Origin of the sequence: Ruegeria sp. HKCCD6157, from assembly GCF_013110685.1 — a bacterium.
GTDB lineage: Bacteria > Pseudomonadota > Alphaproteobacteria > Rhodobacterales > Rhodobacteraceae > Ruegeria.
Map to the genome: position 1 here is coordinate 173,593 of NZ_WVRB01000005.1, position 15,201 is coordinate 188,793.

Below are 15,201 nucleotides of genomic sequence, written 5' to 3' on the forward strand. Positions count from 1 at the left end.
CCCCCGTCGCTTACCCATGAGGCAAAGGGACGTCAACAGCCGCGAAAGGCCATCCCAATGAGCAGTGAGCATTACACACCCGCCGTAAACCCGTTGCCGCCCGTTGTGGTGGCGCTGGTTCTGTTCATCATCGGCGTCGAACTGGCCTTCACGCTGGGATCGCGCGGTTTGATCGGAGGGCCGGCGGCCGTGGGCTGGCGTCTGGACGCGATACAGCACTATGCCTTCTCGGCGGATATTTTCGATTGGATGGTGCTGAACGGGCGTTGGCCGTTCGAACATCTGGTCCGGTTCGTGACCTATCCCTTTGTATCCGCCAACTTTACGCAGGCGATTTTTGTCTGTGTCTTCGTTCTGGCGATGGGAAAAATGGTTGGTGAGGTTTTCGGTGGTGTCCCCATGCTGCTGATCTTCGTCGTCTCGGGGATTGGCGGCGCGTTGAGTTATGCCGTTTTGCTGGACCCACGCTATCCCCTGATCGGAGGGTTTCCTCCTGTTTATGGCCTGATCGGAGCATTCACGTGGTTGTTGTGGCGCAAACTGTCGCTTGTGGGGACAAATCAGGCAAGGGCGTTCCAACTGATCGCCGTTCTGATGGGCATTCAGTTCCTGTTTGGTCTGATCTTCGGCGGAAACGCGGAATGGGTCGCCGATCTGGGCGGGTTTGCCACTGGCTTTGGCATGTCATTTCTGGTGGCGCCGGGGGCCTGGGCCCGGATCGTCGGGCGCATCCGCCGCGATTGATCAGGCCCGGCGCAAGGCGCGTTTGAACTCTGACAATCTGAACGCTCCCAGGACATGACCAAGACAGAAATACGAGACGGCGGCGACCACGATCAGGACCAAAAGCGCAAGATAGCGCCAACCGGGAATGTCCAGCGTCCAACCCAAGAAGTGGATCAACGCAAACAAGACCGCGCCCATACCGACCGAGGCCAGAACGATCCGGCCCGCACGTGCCCTGAAACGGTCATCGAAACGCGCTTCTTCGCCCATACGACGTGCGCCGATCGCCAGAAGAACAACCATGGCCCAGCCGGCAGTTGACGCGGCAATCGCAGGGGCGATCCAACCCACCAGCGGAAATAGGCCAAACGCCAAGGCCGCGTTCACGACCATTGCGACTACCGCATAGCGGAACGGGGAACGCGTATCTTCGCGCGCAAAGAAAAGGGGTTGCAGCAGTTTTTGCAGCATGAATGCAGGTAGACCGATGCCATAAATCGCGACCGCCAGCGCTGTCGCAGCGGTATCCTCGGGACTGAACTGTCCCCGTTCGAACAGCACCGAAACCAGCGGGTTCGGGATGATCAGGAACGCCACGGTCGAGGGCAACGTCAACAGCAGCATGAATTCCCCGGCGCGGGAAAACGCGTTGCGGGCCCCTTCTTTGTCGTCGGCGCGCAGGCGGCGGGACAGGTCAGGCAGCAGGACAATGCCAATGGCGATTCCGACGACGCCCAAAGGCAGTTGGTACAGGCGATCCGCGGCAAACAGCCAACTCACGGCCTTTTCGGTCTTTGACGCCACCAGTTGTCCGACCACCAGATTGACCTGCGTAACCCCCATGGCCAAAGCGGCGGGAACAGCGATGCGGACCATCCGGCGCATCTCGGGCGTCAGGTGGGGCAGGCCGGGGCGGATACGGATACCTGCACGTTCGGTCGCCACCCAGACCAGCACCAGTTGTGCGACGCCGGCGACCGGAATGACCGAGATCAGCCATCGTATCACCTCGCCGCCAGAGATGGCCCCGGCGATCAGCGCGGTGCAGGCAAAGATGTTCAGCAAAACAGGTGCCGCTGCGGCCGCTGCGAACCTGCCGGTGGCGTTCAATACCCCCGAAAACAACGCCGCCAAGGACATGAAAAGGATATACGGGAACACGACATAGCCATAGTCCACGGCCAGATCGAAACGTTCATCCCCATGGAACCCTTCGGCCGTCAGCCACACCAGACCCGGCATGAAAACCATGGCCAGCCCGACCAGCGCCAGAACGGCCACGGCCAACAGGTTGAACGCATCCTGCGCGAACCCCTGGGGGTTCTCGTCCGCCTCCAGCCGTTTCGAGAACATGGGCACAAAAGCAGCGTTAAACGCACCTTCGGCGAAAAAGCGGCGGAACATGTTCGGCAGGCGAAAGGCCGCGACGAAAGCATCCATCACCGGCCCGGGGCCGATGAAGGCGGTCAGCAGAATTTCCCGCAGAAACCCCAGTATTCGACTGGCCAGCGTCCAGAAGCCGACCGTGAACAGGCCTGAAAACAAACGGATTTGCTTCATGAGGCCGCACGCTCAGCGCCTTCGGTGATCGCCTTGCGCAGCTTGGCCTCAAGCCCACGTTGCTTGCTTTCCGAATGATATTTCAAGCCGAACATATCCTTGACGTAAAACGTATCGACTACCTGTTCGCCATAGGTCGCGATCACGGCATTGGCGATGTAGACATTCGCTGCGGCGAGGGTCCGGGTCAGATCAAACAACAGACCCGGACGGTCGCGGGTGTCCACTTCGATGATCGTGTAAATTTCAGAGCCGTCATTGTCGAAGGTGATATGCGTTGGAACGTTGAAGGCACGCTCGCGCTTCTTAATCTTGTCGCGTGATTTCAACGCCTCTTTTGCGACCACTTCGCCGCGCAGTGTCTTGTGAATCATCTGCGTCAGACGTGGCAGGCGCGAGGCTTCAAACGGGTGTCCCTCTGCGTCCTGAATCCAGAAGGCATCGGTAACGTAGCCGTCTTTGGTGGTATAGCTGCGAGCATCCACAACATTCGCGCCGACCAGGGCCAGCGCGCCGGCGATGCGCGCAAAAATACCGGGGTGATCGCCCATCGCAAAACAGGCTCGGGTTGCGTCGCGATCCTCGTCCGGTTGCAGGCGGATCTCCATCGCGCCGGGGTCGCCGCTTTGTTCCAGCGCACGCAGCATGTTCGCAAACTCGACATGTGTGGCCAGATTGAGACCCTGCCAATACGGGTCGTAGTGGCGCCCCGTCTCGGATTTGAGGTCGGCCTTGGACCAGGCTGCCAGTTCGGTGCGCAGGGCTTTCTTTGCCTCGGCGCCGCGATTGGCGCGGTTGAGGTCCTCCATCCCGGTTTCCAGCGCGCGCTTGGTTTCAGCGTGAAGGGCACGCAAAAGCGTGGCTTTCCAGTTGTTCCATGTGTTCGGCCCCACGCCGCGAATGTCGCAGACGGTCAGAACGGTCAACAGGTCTAGCCGTTTGACGGTTTGAACTGCCTTGGCGAAATCACGCACTGTGCGGGGGTCTGAAATGTCACGTTTCTGTGCCATGTCGGACATCAGCAGGTGATAGCGCACCAGCCATTCGACCGTTTCCGAATCTGCTTTGTTCAGGCCCAGTCTTGGTGCCACCTTGCGCGCGATCTGTGCCCCAAGGATCGAGTGATCCTCGGGTCGCCCCTTCGCGATATCATGCAGCAACAGGGCAACATACAGCACCTTGCGATTGACCCCACCTTTCAGAATCGAAGAGGCAAGAGGCAGCGATTCAATCAACTCTCCGCGTTCGATCTGGGCCAGATTCACGATGCACTGGATGGTATGCTCGTCCACCGTATAGCTGTGGTACATGTTGAACTGCATCATTGCCACGATGGGCTCGAACTCGGGCAGGAAGGCGGATAGTACGCCCAGTTCGTTCATCCGCCGCAAGGCTCGCTCTGGGTTGCCGTGTTTCAGCATCAGGTCCAGAAAGATGCGCCGCGCCTCTTTGTCATTGCGCATTTCGTCGTCGATCAGATGCAGATTTGCCGCCACCAGACGCATGGCATCCGGATGGATCAGCATTCCCGTTCGCAAGCCTTCTTCGAACAGGCGCAGAAGGTTTACCTTGTCGGACAGAAATTTGTCAGGGTCCGCTACGTCCAGACGACCGTGAACAACCCGGTATCCCGCTTTGACCCGCCGGCGCCTGCGGAAAATACGCTCCAGCAAAGGTGCGCCTTTCACGTGCAGCGCCTCAAGCTTCGTCAGAAAAATCCGCGTCAACTCGCCGACACGCGTGGCTTCGCGGAAATAGCGTTGCATGAACACTTCGACCGCCCGGCGACCGGCGTGATCCTCATAGCCCATGCGCGCGGCAACCTCGACCTGCATGTCAAAAGTCAGTTGCTCGGTGGCGCGACCCGTCACCAGATGCAAATGCGAACGAACGGCCCAAAGAAATTCTTCGGCCTGAACGAAAGTCTTGAACTCTTCCGGGGTGAACAGACCCAAAGGCACAAGTTCGGCCACGTCCTGAACGCCATAGATGTACTTTGCGATCCAGTAGAGGGATTGGAGGTCGCGCAACCCCCCTTTGCCCTCTTTCACATTGGGTTCGACCTTGTAGCGCTCTCCCTGTTTCAGGTGACGCTCATCTCGTTCGTTCAGTTTGGCTTCGATGAATTCCCGCTCGGTTCCTTTGAACAGCTCGGTTTTCAGGCGTCGCTCAAGCTCGTCGGCCAACGCCTTGTCGCCCGCCAGATAGCGTTGTTCAAGCATTGCCGTGCGGATCGTGAAATCCTCGGTACCCAGCCGAAGGCAGTCTTTGATCGTGCGCGAGGAATGCCCGACCTTAAGCCTGAGATCCCAAAGAATATAAAGCATCGATTCGATGACGCTCTCGGCCCAGGCGGTGATTTTGTAGGGGGTCAGAAACAGCAGATCGACATCCGAAGACGGCGCCATTTCACCGCGCCCGTATCCGCCAACGGCCAGTACGGCGATCTTTTCACCTTGTGTTGGCGTCGCAAGCGGATGCAAGCGCGTGCTGGAGACCAGCATTGCGGTTCCGACCAGCTGGTCCGTCAGGTAGGTATAGGACCGGGTCAGCGCGCGCGCGTCGAACGGACGTTCGCTGAAGGCATCGGCAATGGCTTTGCGACCCGCTTTCTGAGCGTCGCGCAGAATGCGCACTGTTTCAGAACGCATTTTGCTGTTGTCAGAGCTGGTCTCGAACACCTCGGCCAGCGCATCATTGACGCTGACGCTGTCAAAGATGTTTTCGGCAGGGCAAATTAGCGCGCCATCCGGCGCCATGGTCTCGCCCGATCGCTCAGAAACCGGCACCAGAGAAGCTTTGCGGGGCAGGGTCAATCACAACCACCTGTTTATTCTGAATCGTCGCGACGGCAAGGCCGCGTTCATTGGTGCCGTTCGGGCGGAGGCGGAAGATACCGCCAACACCTTGGAAACCGGCATTTTGGGTCAGGGCAGCACCGGTCAGAGCATTGGATTTGCCCTGGCTGACCAAAGCACCAATCGCCGCTATTCCGTCATAGGCCAGACCGCTGATCGGATGAGGCGCTTCTCCATATGTCGCGTTATAGCGTTGACGATAGGCTTGGGCCTTTGACGGGTCGGGCAGGGCGAACCATCCCCCTTGCACGCCCGGCAGCTCCAGTGTTTGCGGGGGGATATCCCAACGGGTTAGACCGATGAATTGTGTCGTCGCCGGAGAAACGCCGGCCTCAGGCAGCAATTGCGAGAAAAGTGGCAAGGCACCCGCTGTCGTTGCCGTCATGAAAATCGAGTCCGCCCCTGTCGAATCGACGGTGGCCTTGATGGTGGGAACCGAGTTGATGACACCCTGTTGCGACCGGTCGTATCCGACCGTTCCCGCATTGTTGACCCGGCTGTTTGCCAGAGCATTGGCGATGGCAGCTTGCCCCACTTGCCCCGCGGCATCATTGCTGTGCACGATAACCGTGTTCGTTTTGCCTTGCCTGCCCGCATAATTCATCAGCCGGTTGGCGGTGTTTTCAAAGGTCGGTCCAAGTACAAATACATTGCCACCCGCAATGCTGGTGTTGTTCGAGAACGAAAGAACATTCACGTTATTGTTCAGTACGGCCAGTCCGGCAGCGTTTGCCGCCTGGGCGTAAACAGGGCCGACAATGATCTTGGCGCCTTCGGCAACGGCCTGCTGGGCCACCGCTGTCGCCGTGGTCGGGTTTCCTGCCGTATCGTAAACACGCAGGTCGATTTTGACGTTAGGCAGATCGGACATTGCCATACGGGCCGCATTCTCAAGGCTCTGCGCCAGCGCGGCGTCGCCCGAGCGGGGAACCAGCAAAGCAACCGGAACAGGATTCGACGTGTCAATCGAAGGGCCACCCCCAACGCCGCCCGGCTCACAAGCGGCCAGAAATGCTGCGGTCGTCAGGGCAATGGCGGCTTTCGCCAGCTTGCTTACGGGCTTGCAAACGGTAAACATCTAAATGAAAACTCCCTGATCCGGCGGCTGTGAATGCTTCTGTTCTGTTGAGCCGCGATAATAAACGTCACGCTGTGAGGGTCCAGCTTTGAATTTCCAAAAGATCAGATTGGCTGCGGGCCTGTATTTTGTTGCCACTCCGATCGGAACCGCGCGCGATATTACGCTCAGGGCGCTGGATGTTCTGGCCTCGGCTGATGTGATAGCGGCGGAGGACACCCGGAGCCTGCGGCGGTTGATGGAAATCCATGGCATCCCCCTGGAGGGTCGGCATATCCAAGCCTACCATGATCACAGCGGCGCCGGGGCGCGTGGCAGACTTATGGATGCCCTCGCACAGGGACAATCGGTCGCCTATGCATCCGAGGCGGGTATGCCGCTGATCGCTGATCCGGGATATGATCTGGGCAAACAGGCGGCCGAAGCCGGGCATATGGTGACCTGTGCGCCCGGGGCATCCGCTGCCATAACAGCGCTGACCCTGGCGGGCCTGCCAACGGATTCATTCTTTTTCGCAGGTTTCTTGCCCAATGCATCGGGCGCACGCCGGACCCGGATTGAGGCTTTGAAAAACATACCAGGCACCTTGGTGTTCTATGAATCCCCGAAACGCGTCTCGGCCAGCCTTGCAGATCTTGCGGAATGCCTGGGGGCAGATCGTCAAGCGGCCTTCTGCCGTGAACTGACGAAAAAGTTCGAAGAAATCCGTCGTGGAAGCCTGGCCGATCTGGCGGCGGAAATTCAGGAAAAACCGGTCAAGGGTGAGATCGTTTTGCTGGTGGATCGCGGCCATTTGCAAAGCGTTAACGAATCCGACGTAGAAGAGGCTTTGAAACGAGCTTTGGAAACCCACTCGGTTCGGGACGCAGCGGATCTTGTGTCAGAAATGTATGATCTGCCGCGCCGACCTATTTACCAGAAAGCTCTGAAACTGGGAAAGGGATGACATGGGGCGGCGTGCAATTCAGGGCTCGGTTTCCTACCAGGCGGGGCAGTCGGCCGAGCTTCGGGTCGCCTCGGACTACGAGCGCCGGGGGTTTGCAATTGCGCATCATCGGTGGCGGGGTGCCGGTGGTGAAATCGATCTGATTGTGCGGGACGGCGATGGGCTGGTGTTCATCGAGGTCAAGAAAAGCTCCAGTTTCGAAAAAGCTGCAGCCCGGATCAGCCAAAGACAAATCGACCGAATCTGTGCTTCAGCCGCGCAATACCTGGAAAACGAACCGGGTGGGCAATTGACCAATGTCCGATTTGACGCGGCACTGGTAGATGGCACTGGCGCGGTTCAAATCATCGAAAACGCCTTCGGTCACGCCTAAGCCCCATTGAACCCTCAGGCCTGCTGGGCCATGTATCTTGCGTGAAACTGAGGGACACGACATGAAAATCGCCTTTCAAATGGACCCGATCGGGGCCGTGGACATCAACGCCGACAGCTCATTCCGTCTGGCGGAGGAGGCGCAGGCGCGCGGTCATTCGTTGTTTTTCTATGGGCCGGATCAGCTGGCCTATCAGGAAGGTCGTATCACGGCGCGCGGCCATGACATGACCGTGCAGCGGGTCGCCGGCGATCCGGCGGTTCTGAGCCCCGAACGTGAGGTTGACCTGGCCGATTTCGACGTGGTCTGGCTGCGTCAGGATCCACCCTTTGACATGCATTACATCACGTCCACCCATCTGCTGGACCGCCTGAAAGGGCAAACGCTGGTGGTTAACGACCCGTTCTGGGTTCGGAACTATCCTGAAAAACTGCTGGTTTTGGATTTCCCTGACCTGACGCCGCCGACAACGATTGCCCGTGACATAAAAACGATCAAGGCGTTCAAGGAAAAGCACGGCGATATCATCCTAAAGCCGCTTTATGGCAATGGCGGTGCGGGCGTGTTCCGACTGGATGCCAATGACCGCAACCTGACCTCTCTGCACGAGCTATTCACGGGGTTCTCGCGCGAGCCTCTGATCGTGCAAAAGTTCCTGCCGGATGTCAGCAATGGCGACAAGCGGGTGATCCTCGTGGACGGTGAACCGGTTGGCGCAATCAACCGGGTGCCGGCCGCGGGCGAAACGCGGTCAAACATGCATGTGGGCGGACGCCCGGAAAAGATCGGGTTGTCAGAGCGTGATCTGGAGATCTGTGCCGCCATCGGACTGTTGCTGAAGGAAAAAGGGCAGATTTTTGTCGGGATCGACATCATTGGCGACTATCTCACCGAGATCAACGTGACCTCGCCGACCGGTATTCAAGAGCTGGAACGGTTCGACGGCGTGAACATTGCCGAAAAGATCTGGCAGGCGATTGAAGCCAAGATCTAAGCCATCACGCGGGCGCTGATGCGAAAGCTCAGCGCCTCTGCGACATGTGGCCTGCGGATGTCGGCTGAGCCGTCCAGGTCGGCGATCGTCCGCGCCACCCTCAGAATGCGATGAAAGGCACGGGCCGATAGGCCGAACCGATCAGCCGCCTTCAGCAAAACTGCTTTTCCTTCTGCATCGGGTGTTGCGATCTGTTCCAGAACTTTGCCTTCGGCGTCGGAATTCTGACGCATCTCTGGCATTCCCCGAAACCGGTCTGCCTGTATGGCGCGGGCGTTTTCAACCCGCGTGGCAACTGTCGCCGAGCTGTCGCCGGAAGGGGGCAGATCAAGATCGGTGAAGCCCACAGGCGGAACTTCGATCCGCAGGTCGAACCTGTCCATCAAGGGCCCCGAGATACGGTTCAGATAGTCCTCGCCGCAGCCGGGTGCGCGAGAGCAGGCGCGCGATGGATCCGTCAGGTAGCCGCATTTGCACGGGTTCGCGGCGGCCACCAGCATGAAGCGGCAGGGGTATTTCACATGGGCATTGGCACGCGCCACCATGACTTCTCCGGACTCTATTGGCTGGCGCAGGGTCTCCAGAACCGTACGCGGAAATTCGGGGAACTCATCCATGAACAGCACGCCGTTATGCGCCAAAGAGATCTCACCGGGCTTGGCACCTTTGCCCCCGCCGACAATGGCTGCCATCGAGGCCGTATGATGCGGTTCCCGAAAAGGACGCGTGCGGTTGATGCCGCCTTCATCCAGCAACCCGCACAGGGATTGGATCATCGAAGTTTCCAACGCTTCGACTGCGGTCAGCGGAGGCAAGATGCCCGGAAGCCGTGCAGCCAGCATGGATTTGCCCGACCCCGGCGTGCCGATCATGATCAGATGGTGACGCCCGGCTGCCGCTATTTCCAAAGCGCGTTTGGCGCGTTCCTGCCCCTTTACATCGCGCAGATCCCGCACGCTGGGCGTCAGATTCACCTCGCCGGGTTGTGCCGCGGGCAAAGGGGACTGTCCCGAGAAATGGCGGACAACATCGCCCAGGGAACCCGCGCCGATAACCTGAGTGGCGTCGACCCATGCAGCCTCGGCGCTGGAGGCTTTGGGACACAGCAACATGCGATCTTCGGACGCGGCCGTCATGGCGGCGGGCAGGGCGCCGACGACAGGTACCAGAGATCCATCAAGCGACAACTCTCCCAGTGCGACCGTTCCTTCGGCGGCATCGGCTGGGATGACCTCGAGTGCCGATAACAGCGCGACTGCGATGGGCAGGTCGAAATGGCTGCCTTCCTTGGGCAGATCGGCGGGAGACAGGTTGATCGTAATTCGTTTCGACGGCAGAGCGATGGCCATCGCGCTCAGCGCGCTGCGGACACGGTCGCGGGCTTCGGACACGGCTTTGTCGGGAAGGCCAACGATGGAAAAGGCCGGCAAGCCGGGCGATACGGCACATTGCACCTCGACCGGGCGGGCTTCGACGCCGTGAAAGGCAACAGTGTGGGCGCGGGCGACCATGGCAGTCCTGTTCTTGGTTAACAGGGTGTTGCTGCCATGATTGTGGTTTAAGAGTCGTTAACAGTTGCGCGCAATGCAGCGAATTTTGGCCACGCGTCGGGATCGGCAACGGTTTTGTCGCGGCAGAATGGATTGCAGAAGCCCCAGCATTTGCCATCCAACTCCAGAAACTCCGCGACGGGTTTGCCGGAATACGGGCAAACTTGGTTGATTGACGGGCCGGAGACCGGCTTGGCGGTTGAAACCCCTCCGATCGGCCAGGGCTTGGACGGCAAATCCTGACGATAGGGAAAAGGGTCGTATCTGACAGTCAGGCCCATTGCGCGCCATTGTCTGACGGCGGGGTCTGACAAAAGGTCCAGGCAATAGGTCCGGTTCGCCTTGGAAACTGGCAGCCCATATCCGATGATCCGCGCTGCGACAGGTGTGTAAAACACGTCCGCCAGCGAATACGTGCCAAACAACGGGCCTTGTTCCGCACCGGACACTTTGCGCGCATGGTCCCAGAGTGTTTCGATGCGAGCCAGATCTGCCAGTGTTTCATCTGATGGGTCGAAACCCTGCCAGACGTGGCGCAATTGCATCGGGCATTCACCCCGCAAGGCAACAAACCCTGCCACCATCTCGGCGCACAGCCAGCGGGCGGTTGCCCGGGCGACGGGATCTGATGGCCACAACCCGGCATCAGGGTGGCGCTCGGCCAGGGTTTCAGCCATGGCCAGGCTTTCGCCCACCACAGTTCCTTCCGGCAGGCGCAGGGCAGGCACAAGTCGCGCTGGGGCCAAGGGCTCCATATCCTGTGCCATTGTGCCCGAATACAGGCCAATCATGTGGCTTCTGTAGGGCAGGTTGAATTTCTCAAGCATCAACCAGCCACGCATTGACCAGCTGGAGAAGAGGCGGTCGCCGATATACAAATCATATGTCATACGCAGACGATGCCGCAGGTTCGCAGTTCGGTAAAACATTGATTTGTGAGGGGTCTGTTCACGGAAGGTGATTGATTGTACCGACGGACCACCTGTCTGCGTCGATCAGGATATCCGTCACCGACAAGTTGTCGATTCGGTGTGAAAAAGTCTGTTGTCCGTCCAGATCAAGGGCGCGCTGCACCTGAGTTAGGATAACGCCGAAATGCGCGACGATGACCAGATCGCCGCCTGAATGTGCTGAAACAAGCGTGTCGATCGCCGCGTCGACCCGATTGCGGACGTCGTTCCAGCTTTCACCTTGCGGCGGGCGGACATCGCCGGGGTTGTCCCAATACGCAAAGGCCAGTTCCGGGTCTTCGGCTTCGATTTCGGCAAATCCGCGCAACTCCCAGTGACCAAAATGAATTTCCCGCAAGCCCGGATCATGAGGAAGGCGTTGACGTTGACCTTGTATGGCCGTGGCGGTGTCAACTGCCCGTGACAGATCGGACGAGATCACAAGCGCCTCGGGCGGCAAATGGTCGTTCAGACGTTTCAGTGCGGCTGTATCACTCAGGTCGGCGGGCAGGTCGGACCAGCCGACCATGGTTTTCGCGTGCGTCGGCCCGTGTCGAACAAGGTGAAGGCGCGTCACGGCAATTGCCCTTTCAGAACCAAGGGCAATCCGGCGGTGATCTGCACCACCAGATCGGCCTGCGCTGCAAGTGCGATGTTCAACCGCCCCTGGGCTTCGCGAAACCGGCGGGCCAGGGCGTTGTCCGGGACAATACCGTGGCCAACTTCGTTCGAGACCATCACGATTTGCGCGGGGCATGCACGAAGGGCGTCAAGCAGGGCGGTTTGTGCCGCTTCCAGATCGGTATCAGTCAACAGGTGGTTGCTCAGCCACATGGTGGCGCAGTCAATCAGGCAAATCTGATCGGGCGACAACGTGGCCAGAACCGGCCCCGGATCGAAGGGTTCTTCAACCGTAGTCCACCCGTCGCCGCGTTGTTCAAGATGGCGCTCAATCTTCTGGCGCATCTCGTCATCAAACACTTGTGATGTCGCAAGGTAAACTCGGCTTTTCCCCTGAGAAACAACCAGTTCTTCGGCGAAAACCGACTTGCCTGACGCGGCCCCACCCAGAACCAAGGTTAAATCCGGCGACACAGTACTTACCTATAGTTGATCCGTTTGGTGCTGTTTTGCGTAATGGTCATAGGTCGGCAAAGCAAGTCTGACCAGTACCTGCAAACAGGGGAGAGGTTTATGGCACTGGATAATGCGACGGACTTTTCGATGTCCCGGCAAGCAATGAAGGCCGAGCTGCTGGATGCGGAAACCGAACTGAAACTGGCTTATGCCTGGCGTGATGAGCGTGATGAACAGGCATTGCACCGTCTGATCACCGCCTATATGCGTTTGGCGATTTCGATGGCGGCCAAGTTCAAGCGCTATGGCGCGCCGATGAATGATCTCATTCAGGAAGCAGGCCTTGGCCTGATGAAGGCCGCAGACAAGTTCGATCCAGATCGCGGCGTGCGGTTTTCGACCTATGCCGTATGGTGGATCAAGGCAAGCATTCAGGACTATGTCATGCGGAACTGGTCCATGGTTCGGACCGGGTCAACCTCATCTCAAAAATCGCTGTTCTTCAACATGCGTCGAGTTCAGGCCCGGCTGGAACGGGAAGCCGCCACCGAAGGGCAGGAACTGGACCGCCACCAGTTGCATCAGATGATCGCCACGGAAATCGGTGTGCCGCTGCGCGACGTCGAGATGATGGAAGGTCGTCTGTCCGGCTCTGATTTTTCGCTGAATGCGGTGCAATCCGCTGATGAGGATGGGCGCGAGTGGATCGACGCCCTGGAAGATGACCGCGAGCAGGCAGCCGAAGCAGTTGAACACAGCCATGACACCGAACAATTGCGCAAGTGGCTGTTGACGGCGATGAATGCCTTGAATGATCGCGAGCGTTTCATTGTGCGCGAGCGCAAGCTGCGAGACCCCGCGCGAACCCTGGAAAGCCTTGGAACCGAGCTGGGTCTGTCAAAAGAACGTGTGCGTCAGCTTGAAGCCGCAGCCTTCGCGAAAATGCGCAAGAACCTTGAAGCCCAGTCGCGCGAGGTGCAACACTTCATCGCATGAAACAGTTTGCGATTCTTGTGTGCGTTCTGGGTCTTACGGTTGCGGCAGCGCGACCGGGGCTGGCAGAGCGGCTTGTTCCCGCTGATGCCATGTCCGCGATGCGGGACGCCGATGTCGTGATATTGGGGGAAGTTCACGACAACCCGACGCATCATCTGGTGCAGGCCGAAGCGCTTGAAGCTGTTTCACCCTCGGCCGTCGTCTGGGAAATGGTCACGGAAGAGGGCGCGCAGAGGCTCGCGCAGAAAGCTGTGTCCAACCCGGAAGAACTGAGCCGTATTCTGGAATGGGCTGAAAGTGGCTGGCCGCCGCTCAGCATGTATTATCCGGTGTTCGAGGCATCAGGCGCGCCGGTTTACGGGGCCATGGTTCCGCGTGCTGCCGCGCGTGCCGCGATGGAACGCGGGGCCGCCACGGCGTTGGGTGCAGACGCGGCGCGTTATGGTCTGACGGTGCCTCTATCGCCCGAAGAACAGGCCGCGCGCGAGGCCGACCAGTTGGCGGCGCACTGCGATGCGCTTCCGGCTGAAATGTTGCCCCAGATGGTTGCGATCCAACGATTGCGCGATGCTGTGCTGGCCCGTGCCGTGGTCCGTGCGATGGACGAAACCGGGGGTCCGGTTGCCGTGATCACCGGAAATGGTCATGCGCGAAAGGATCGGGGCATACCGACCTATCTTGCGCGCCTCAGACCTGGTTGGAAAGTCGTGGCCGTCGGACAATCCGAGGATGGAGTGATCGACGGAGAATTCGATATCGTTATCGATAGCCCCACGGCCGAGCGCGAAGACCCCTGTGCGGCATTTCAGGTTCAGAATTAATCGCTGGAACTACCTGCGGGCCTTGCCTAATGTCGGGGCCGACCGGGACGGGAAGGGCTGAACATGCTGTCATCCAAACGCATTCTGCTGATTATCGGTGGCGGAATCGCGGCCTACAAATCACTGGACCTGATCCGCAGGCTGCGCGAACGTGGCGCGGACGTAACCCCTGTATTGACGCGCGCTGCGGAAGAGTTTGTGACACCGCTATCCGTATCGGCTCTGGCAGGAGAAAAAGGCTATCGCGATCTGTTTGACCTCACCGATGAGGCCGAGATGGGGCATATCCAACTGTCCCGCTCTGCGGATCTGATCGTTGTGGCCCCCGCAACGGCGGATCTGATGGGCAAGATGGCCGCAGGGCTGGCCAACGATCTGGCCTCGACCCTTCTGATGGCCACAGACACACCCGTTTTGTGTGCGCCCGCGATGAATGTGCGCATGTGGACCCACCCGGCAACACAGCGAAACCTGAAGCAGCTGCAAGCGGATGGCGTGCGCTTTGTGGGCCCGAACGAAGGCGACATGGCCTGTGGCGAATACGGTTCGGGGCGCATGTCCGAGCCGCTGGAAATTGTCGCGGCGATTGAGGCTCGGTTGTCTGCGGGGCCCTTGGCGGGCAGGCGGGTGCTGGTGACGTCCGGCCCGACGCATGAACCAATAGATCCGGTCCGGTATATAGCCAACCGTTCGTCCGGGGCTCAAGGTGCCGCCGTGGCCCGGGCGCTGGCGGAGTTGGGCGCCGAGGTGACCTTTGTGACCGGCCCGGCAGACGTGCCGCCCCCGGCGGGCGTGCGGGTCGTACCTGTCGAAACCGCGCAACAGATGTCTGATGCGGTTGATGCAGCTCTGCCCGTCGATGCCGGAATATTCGCGGCTGCGGTCGCGGACTGGCGTGTCGCCAGCGCATCGGACAAGAAGCTGAAGAAAAGCCGCGACGGCCTGCCGGTACTGGAATTCGCCGAAAACCCGGACATTCTGAAACGAGTTTCCGGGATGGGCGCGAACCGTCCGCCGTTGGTTGTCGGCTTTGCGGCCGAGACGGAAAATGTGATCGAACACGCCACGGCCAAGCGCCTGCGCAAAGGCTGCGACTGGATCGTCGCCAACGATGTCAGCCCTGCAACGGGCATTATGGGCGGGTCGGAAAATGCGGTCACCCTGATTTCGGACAACGGGGCCGAAGAATGGCCCCGTATGGGCAAAGACGAAGTTGCCCGGCGTCTGGCGGCGAAAATCGCGGACGCGTTGGCAGGCTGAAGGAAAGGCAAG

General features: G+C 59.4%; 14 protein-coding genes. 7 read left to right on the forward strand and 7 right to left on the reverse strand.

Features of this window, described 5'->3' with window-relative positions:
* The first annotated feature begins 57 nt into the window (after nt 1-57).
* Entirely contained in the window at nt 58-744 is a 687-nt protein-coding gene (locus GS612_RS15995; protein WP_171641680.1) for a rhomboid family intramembrane serine protease, read from the forward strand.
* Here GS612_RS15995 and murJ read toward each other — a convergent pair whose 3' ends face one another.
* From murJ to GS612_RS16010, 3 genes are read right to left on the reverse strand one after another with little or no spacing between them, the layout of a single operon-like run.
* On the reverse strand, nt 745-2,286 hold the full coding sequence (murJ, locus tag GS612_RS16000) for a murein biosynthesis integral membrane protein MurJ (protein ID WP_171641681.1): 1,542 nt from the start codon (nt 2,284-2,286) through the stop codon (nt 745-747).
* A complete protein-coding gene (locus tag GS612_RS16005; RefSeq protein WP_152456870.1) occupies nt 2,283-5,102 on the reverse strand; it encodes a [protein-PII] uridylyltransferase in 2,820 nt (939 codons plus the stop codon). Before GS612_RS16005 ends, murJ begins: the two co-directional genes overlap by 4 nt.
* The gene (locus GS612_RS16010; RefSeq protein WP_171641683.1) at nt 5,062-6,222 is read right to left on the reverse strand and encodes a penicillin-binding protein activator; all 1,161 of its coding nucleotides are present in this window, start codon (nt 6,220-6,222) and stop codon (nt 5,062-5,064) included. Before GS612_RS16010 ends, GS612_RS16005 begins: the two co-directional genes overlap by 41 nt.
* 88 nt (nt 6,223-6,310) lie before the next feature.
* Between GS612_RS16010 and rsmI the strand changes: the two genes are divergently transcribed.
* From rsmI to gshB, 3 genes are all read left to right on the forward strand, one after another.
* Complete coding sequence (gene rsmI / locus GS612_RS16015) at nt 6,311-7,168, forward strand: 16S rRNA (cytidine(1402)-2'-O)-methyltransferase (RefSeq protein ID WP_171641685.1); 858 nt, start codon at nt 6,311-6,313, stop codon at nt 7,166-7,168.
* Nucleotide 7,169: 1 nt separating this feature from the next.
* Complete coding sequence (locus tag GS612_RS16020; RefSeq protein WP_171641687.1) at nt 7,170-7,541, forward strand: YraN family protein; 372 nt, start codon at nt 7,170-7,172, stop codon at nt 7,539-7,541.
* 61 nt (nt 7,542-7,602) lie between these two features.
* Nucleotides 7,603-8,535: a glutathione synthase gene (gene gshB, locus GS612_RS16025; RefSeq protein ID WP_171641689.1), complete on the forward strand. Its 933-nt coding sequence runs from the start codon at nt 7,603-7,605 to the stop codon at nt 8,533-8,535.
* Here gshB and GS612_RS16030 read toward each other — a convergent pair.
* The 4 genes from GS612_RS16030 to cobU are packed head-to-tail and all read right to left on the reverse strand — an operon-like array spanning nt 8,532 to nt 12,130.
* A complete protein-coding gene (locus GS612_RS16030) occupies nt 8,532-10,046 on the reverse strand; it encodes a YifB family Mg chelatase-like AAA ATPase (RefSeq protein ID WP_171641691.1) in 1,515 nt (504 codons plus the stop codon). The genes gshB and GS612_RS16030 overlap by 4 nt on opposite strands.
* 47 nt (nt 10,047-10,093) lie before the next feature.
* Nucleotides 10,094-10,975 (reverse strand): glutathione S-transferase, encoded by an 882-nt coding sequence (locus GS612_RS16035; protein ID WP_171641693.1) that lies wholly within the window; start codon nt 10,973-10,975, stop codon nt 10,094-10,096.
* 58 nt (nt 10,976-11,033) lie between these two features.
* On the reverse strand, nt 11,034-11,612 hold the full coding sequence (locus tag GS612_RS16040; protein WP_171331344.1) for a histidine phosphatase family protein: 579 nt from the start codon (nt 11,610-11,612) through the stop codon (nt 11,034-11,036).
* A complete protein-coding gene (gene cobU, locus GS612_RS16045; RefSeq protein WP_171331343.1) occupies nt 11,609-12,130 on the reverse strand; it encodes a bifunctional adenosylcobinamide kinase/adenosylcobinamide-phosphate guanylyltransferase in 522 nt (173 codons plus the stop codon). The genes GS612_RS16040 and cobU overlap by 4 nt, the downstream gene beginning before the upstream one ends.
* Nucleotides 12,131-12,229: 99 nt before the next feature.
* Between cobU and GS612_RS16050 the strand changes: the two genes are divergently transcribed.
* The 3 genes from GS612_RS16050 (at nt 12,230) to coaBC (ending at nt 15,189) form a co-directional block, all read left to right on the forward strand.
* The gene (locus GS612_RS16050) at nt 12,230-13,108 is read left to right on the forward strand and encodes an RNA polymerase factor sigma-32 (RefSeq protein WP_152456879.1); all 879 of its coding nucleotides are present in this window, start codon (nt 12,230-12,232) and stop codon (nt 13,106-13,108) included.
* A complete protein-coding gene (locus GS612_RS16055) occupies nt 13,105-13,929 on the forward strand; it encodes a ChaN family lipoprotein (RefSeq protein WP_171641694.1) in 825 nt (274 codons plus the stop codon). Before GS612_RS16050 ends, GS612_RS16055 begins: the two co-directional genes overlap by 4 nt.
* A 63-nt stretch (nt 13,930-13,992) precedes the next feature.
* The gene (gene coaBC, locus GS612_RS16060; RefSeq protein WP_171641696.1) at nt 13,993-15,189 is read left to right on the forward strand and encodes a bifunctional phosphopantothenoylcysteine decarboxylase/phosphopantothenate--cysteine ligase CoaBC; all 1,197 of its coding nucleotides are present in this window, start codon (nt 13,993-13,995) and stop codon (nt 15,187-15,189) included.
* The last annotated feature ends 12 nt before the right edge of the window (nt 15,190-15,201 follow it).

Excerpts from the sequence above, each read along its gene's own strand:
- GS612_RS15995 (WP_171641680.1), top strand. The coding sequence starts at position 58 with ATGAGCAGTGAGCATTACACACCCGCCGTAAACCCGTTGCCGCCCGTT.
- murJ (WP_171641681.1), bottom strand. The coding sequence starts at position 2,286 with ATGAAGCAAATCCGTTTGTTTTCAGGCCTGTTCACGGTCGGCTTCTGG.
- GS612_RS16010 (WP_171641683.1), bottom strand. The coding sequence starts at position 6,222 with ATGTTTACCGTTTGCAAGCCCGTAAGCAAGCTGGCGAAAGCCGCCATT.
- GS612_RS16020 (WP_171641687.1), top strand. The coding sequence starts at position 7,170 with ATGGGGCGGCGTGCAATTCAGGGCTCGGTTTCCTACCAGGCGGGGCAG.
- gshB (WP_171641689.1), top strand. The coding sequence starts at position 7,603 with ATGAAAATCGCCTTTCAAATGGACCCGATCGGGGCCGTGGACATCAAC.
- GS612_RS16030 (WP_171641691.1), bottom strand. The coding sequence starts at position 10,046 with ATGGTCGCCCGCGCCCACACTGTTGCCTTTCACGGCGTCGAAGCCCGC.
- GS612_RS16035 (WP_171641693.1), bottom strand. The coding sequence starts at position 10,975 with ATGACATATGATTTGTATATCGGCGACCGCCTCTTCTCCAGCTGGTCA.
- GS612_RS16050 (WP_152456879.1), top strand. The coding sequence starts at position 12,230 with ATGGCACTGGATAATGCGACGGACTTTTCGATGTCCCGGCAAGCAATG.
- GS612_RS16055 (WP_171641694.1), top strand. The coding sequence starts at position 13,105 with ATGAAACAGTTTGCGATTCTTGTGTGCGTTCTGGGTCTTACGGTTGCG.
- coaBC (WP_171641696.1), top strand. The coding sequence starts at position 13,993 with ATGCTGTCATCCAAACGCATTCTGCTGATTATCGGTGGCGGAATCGCG.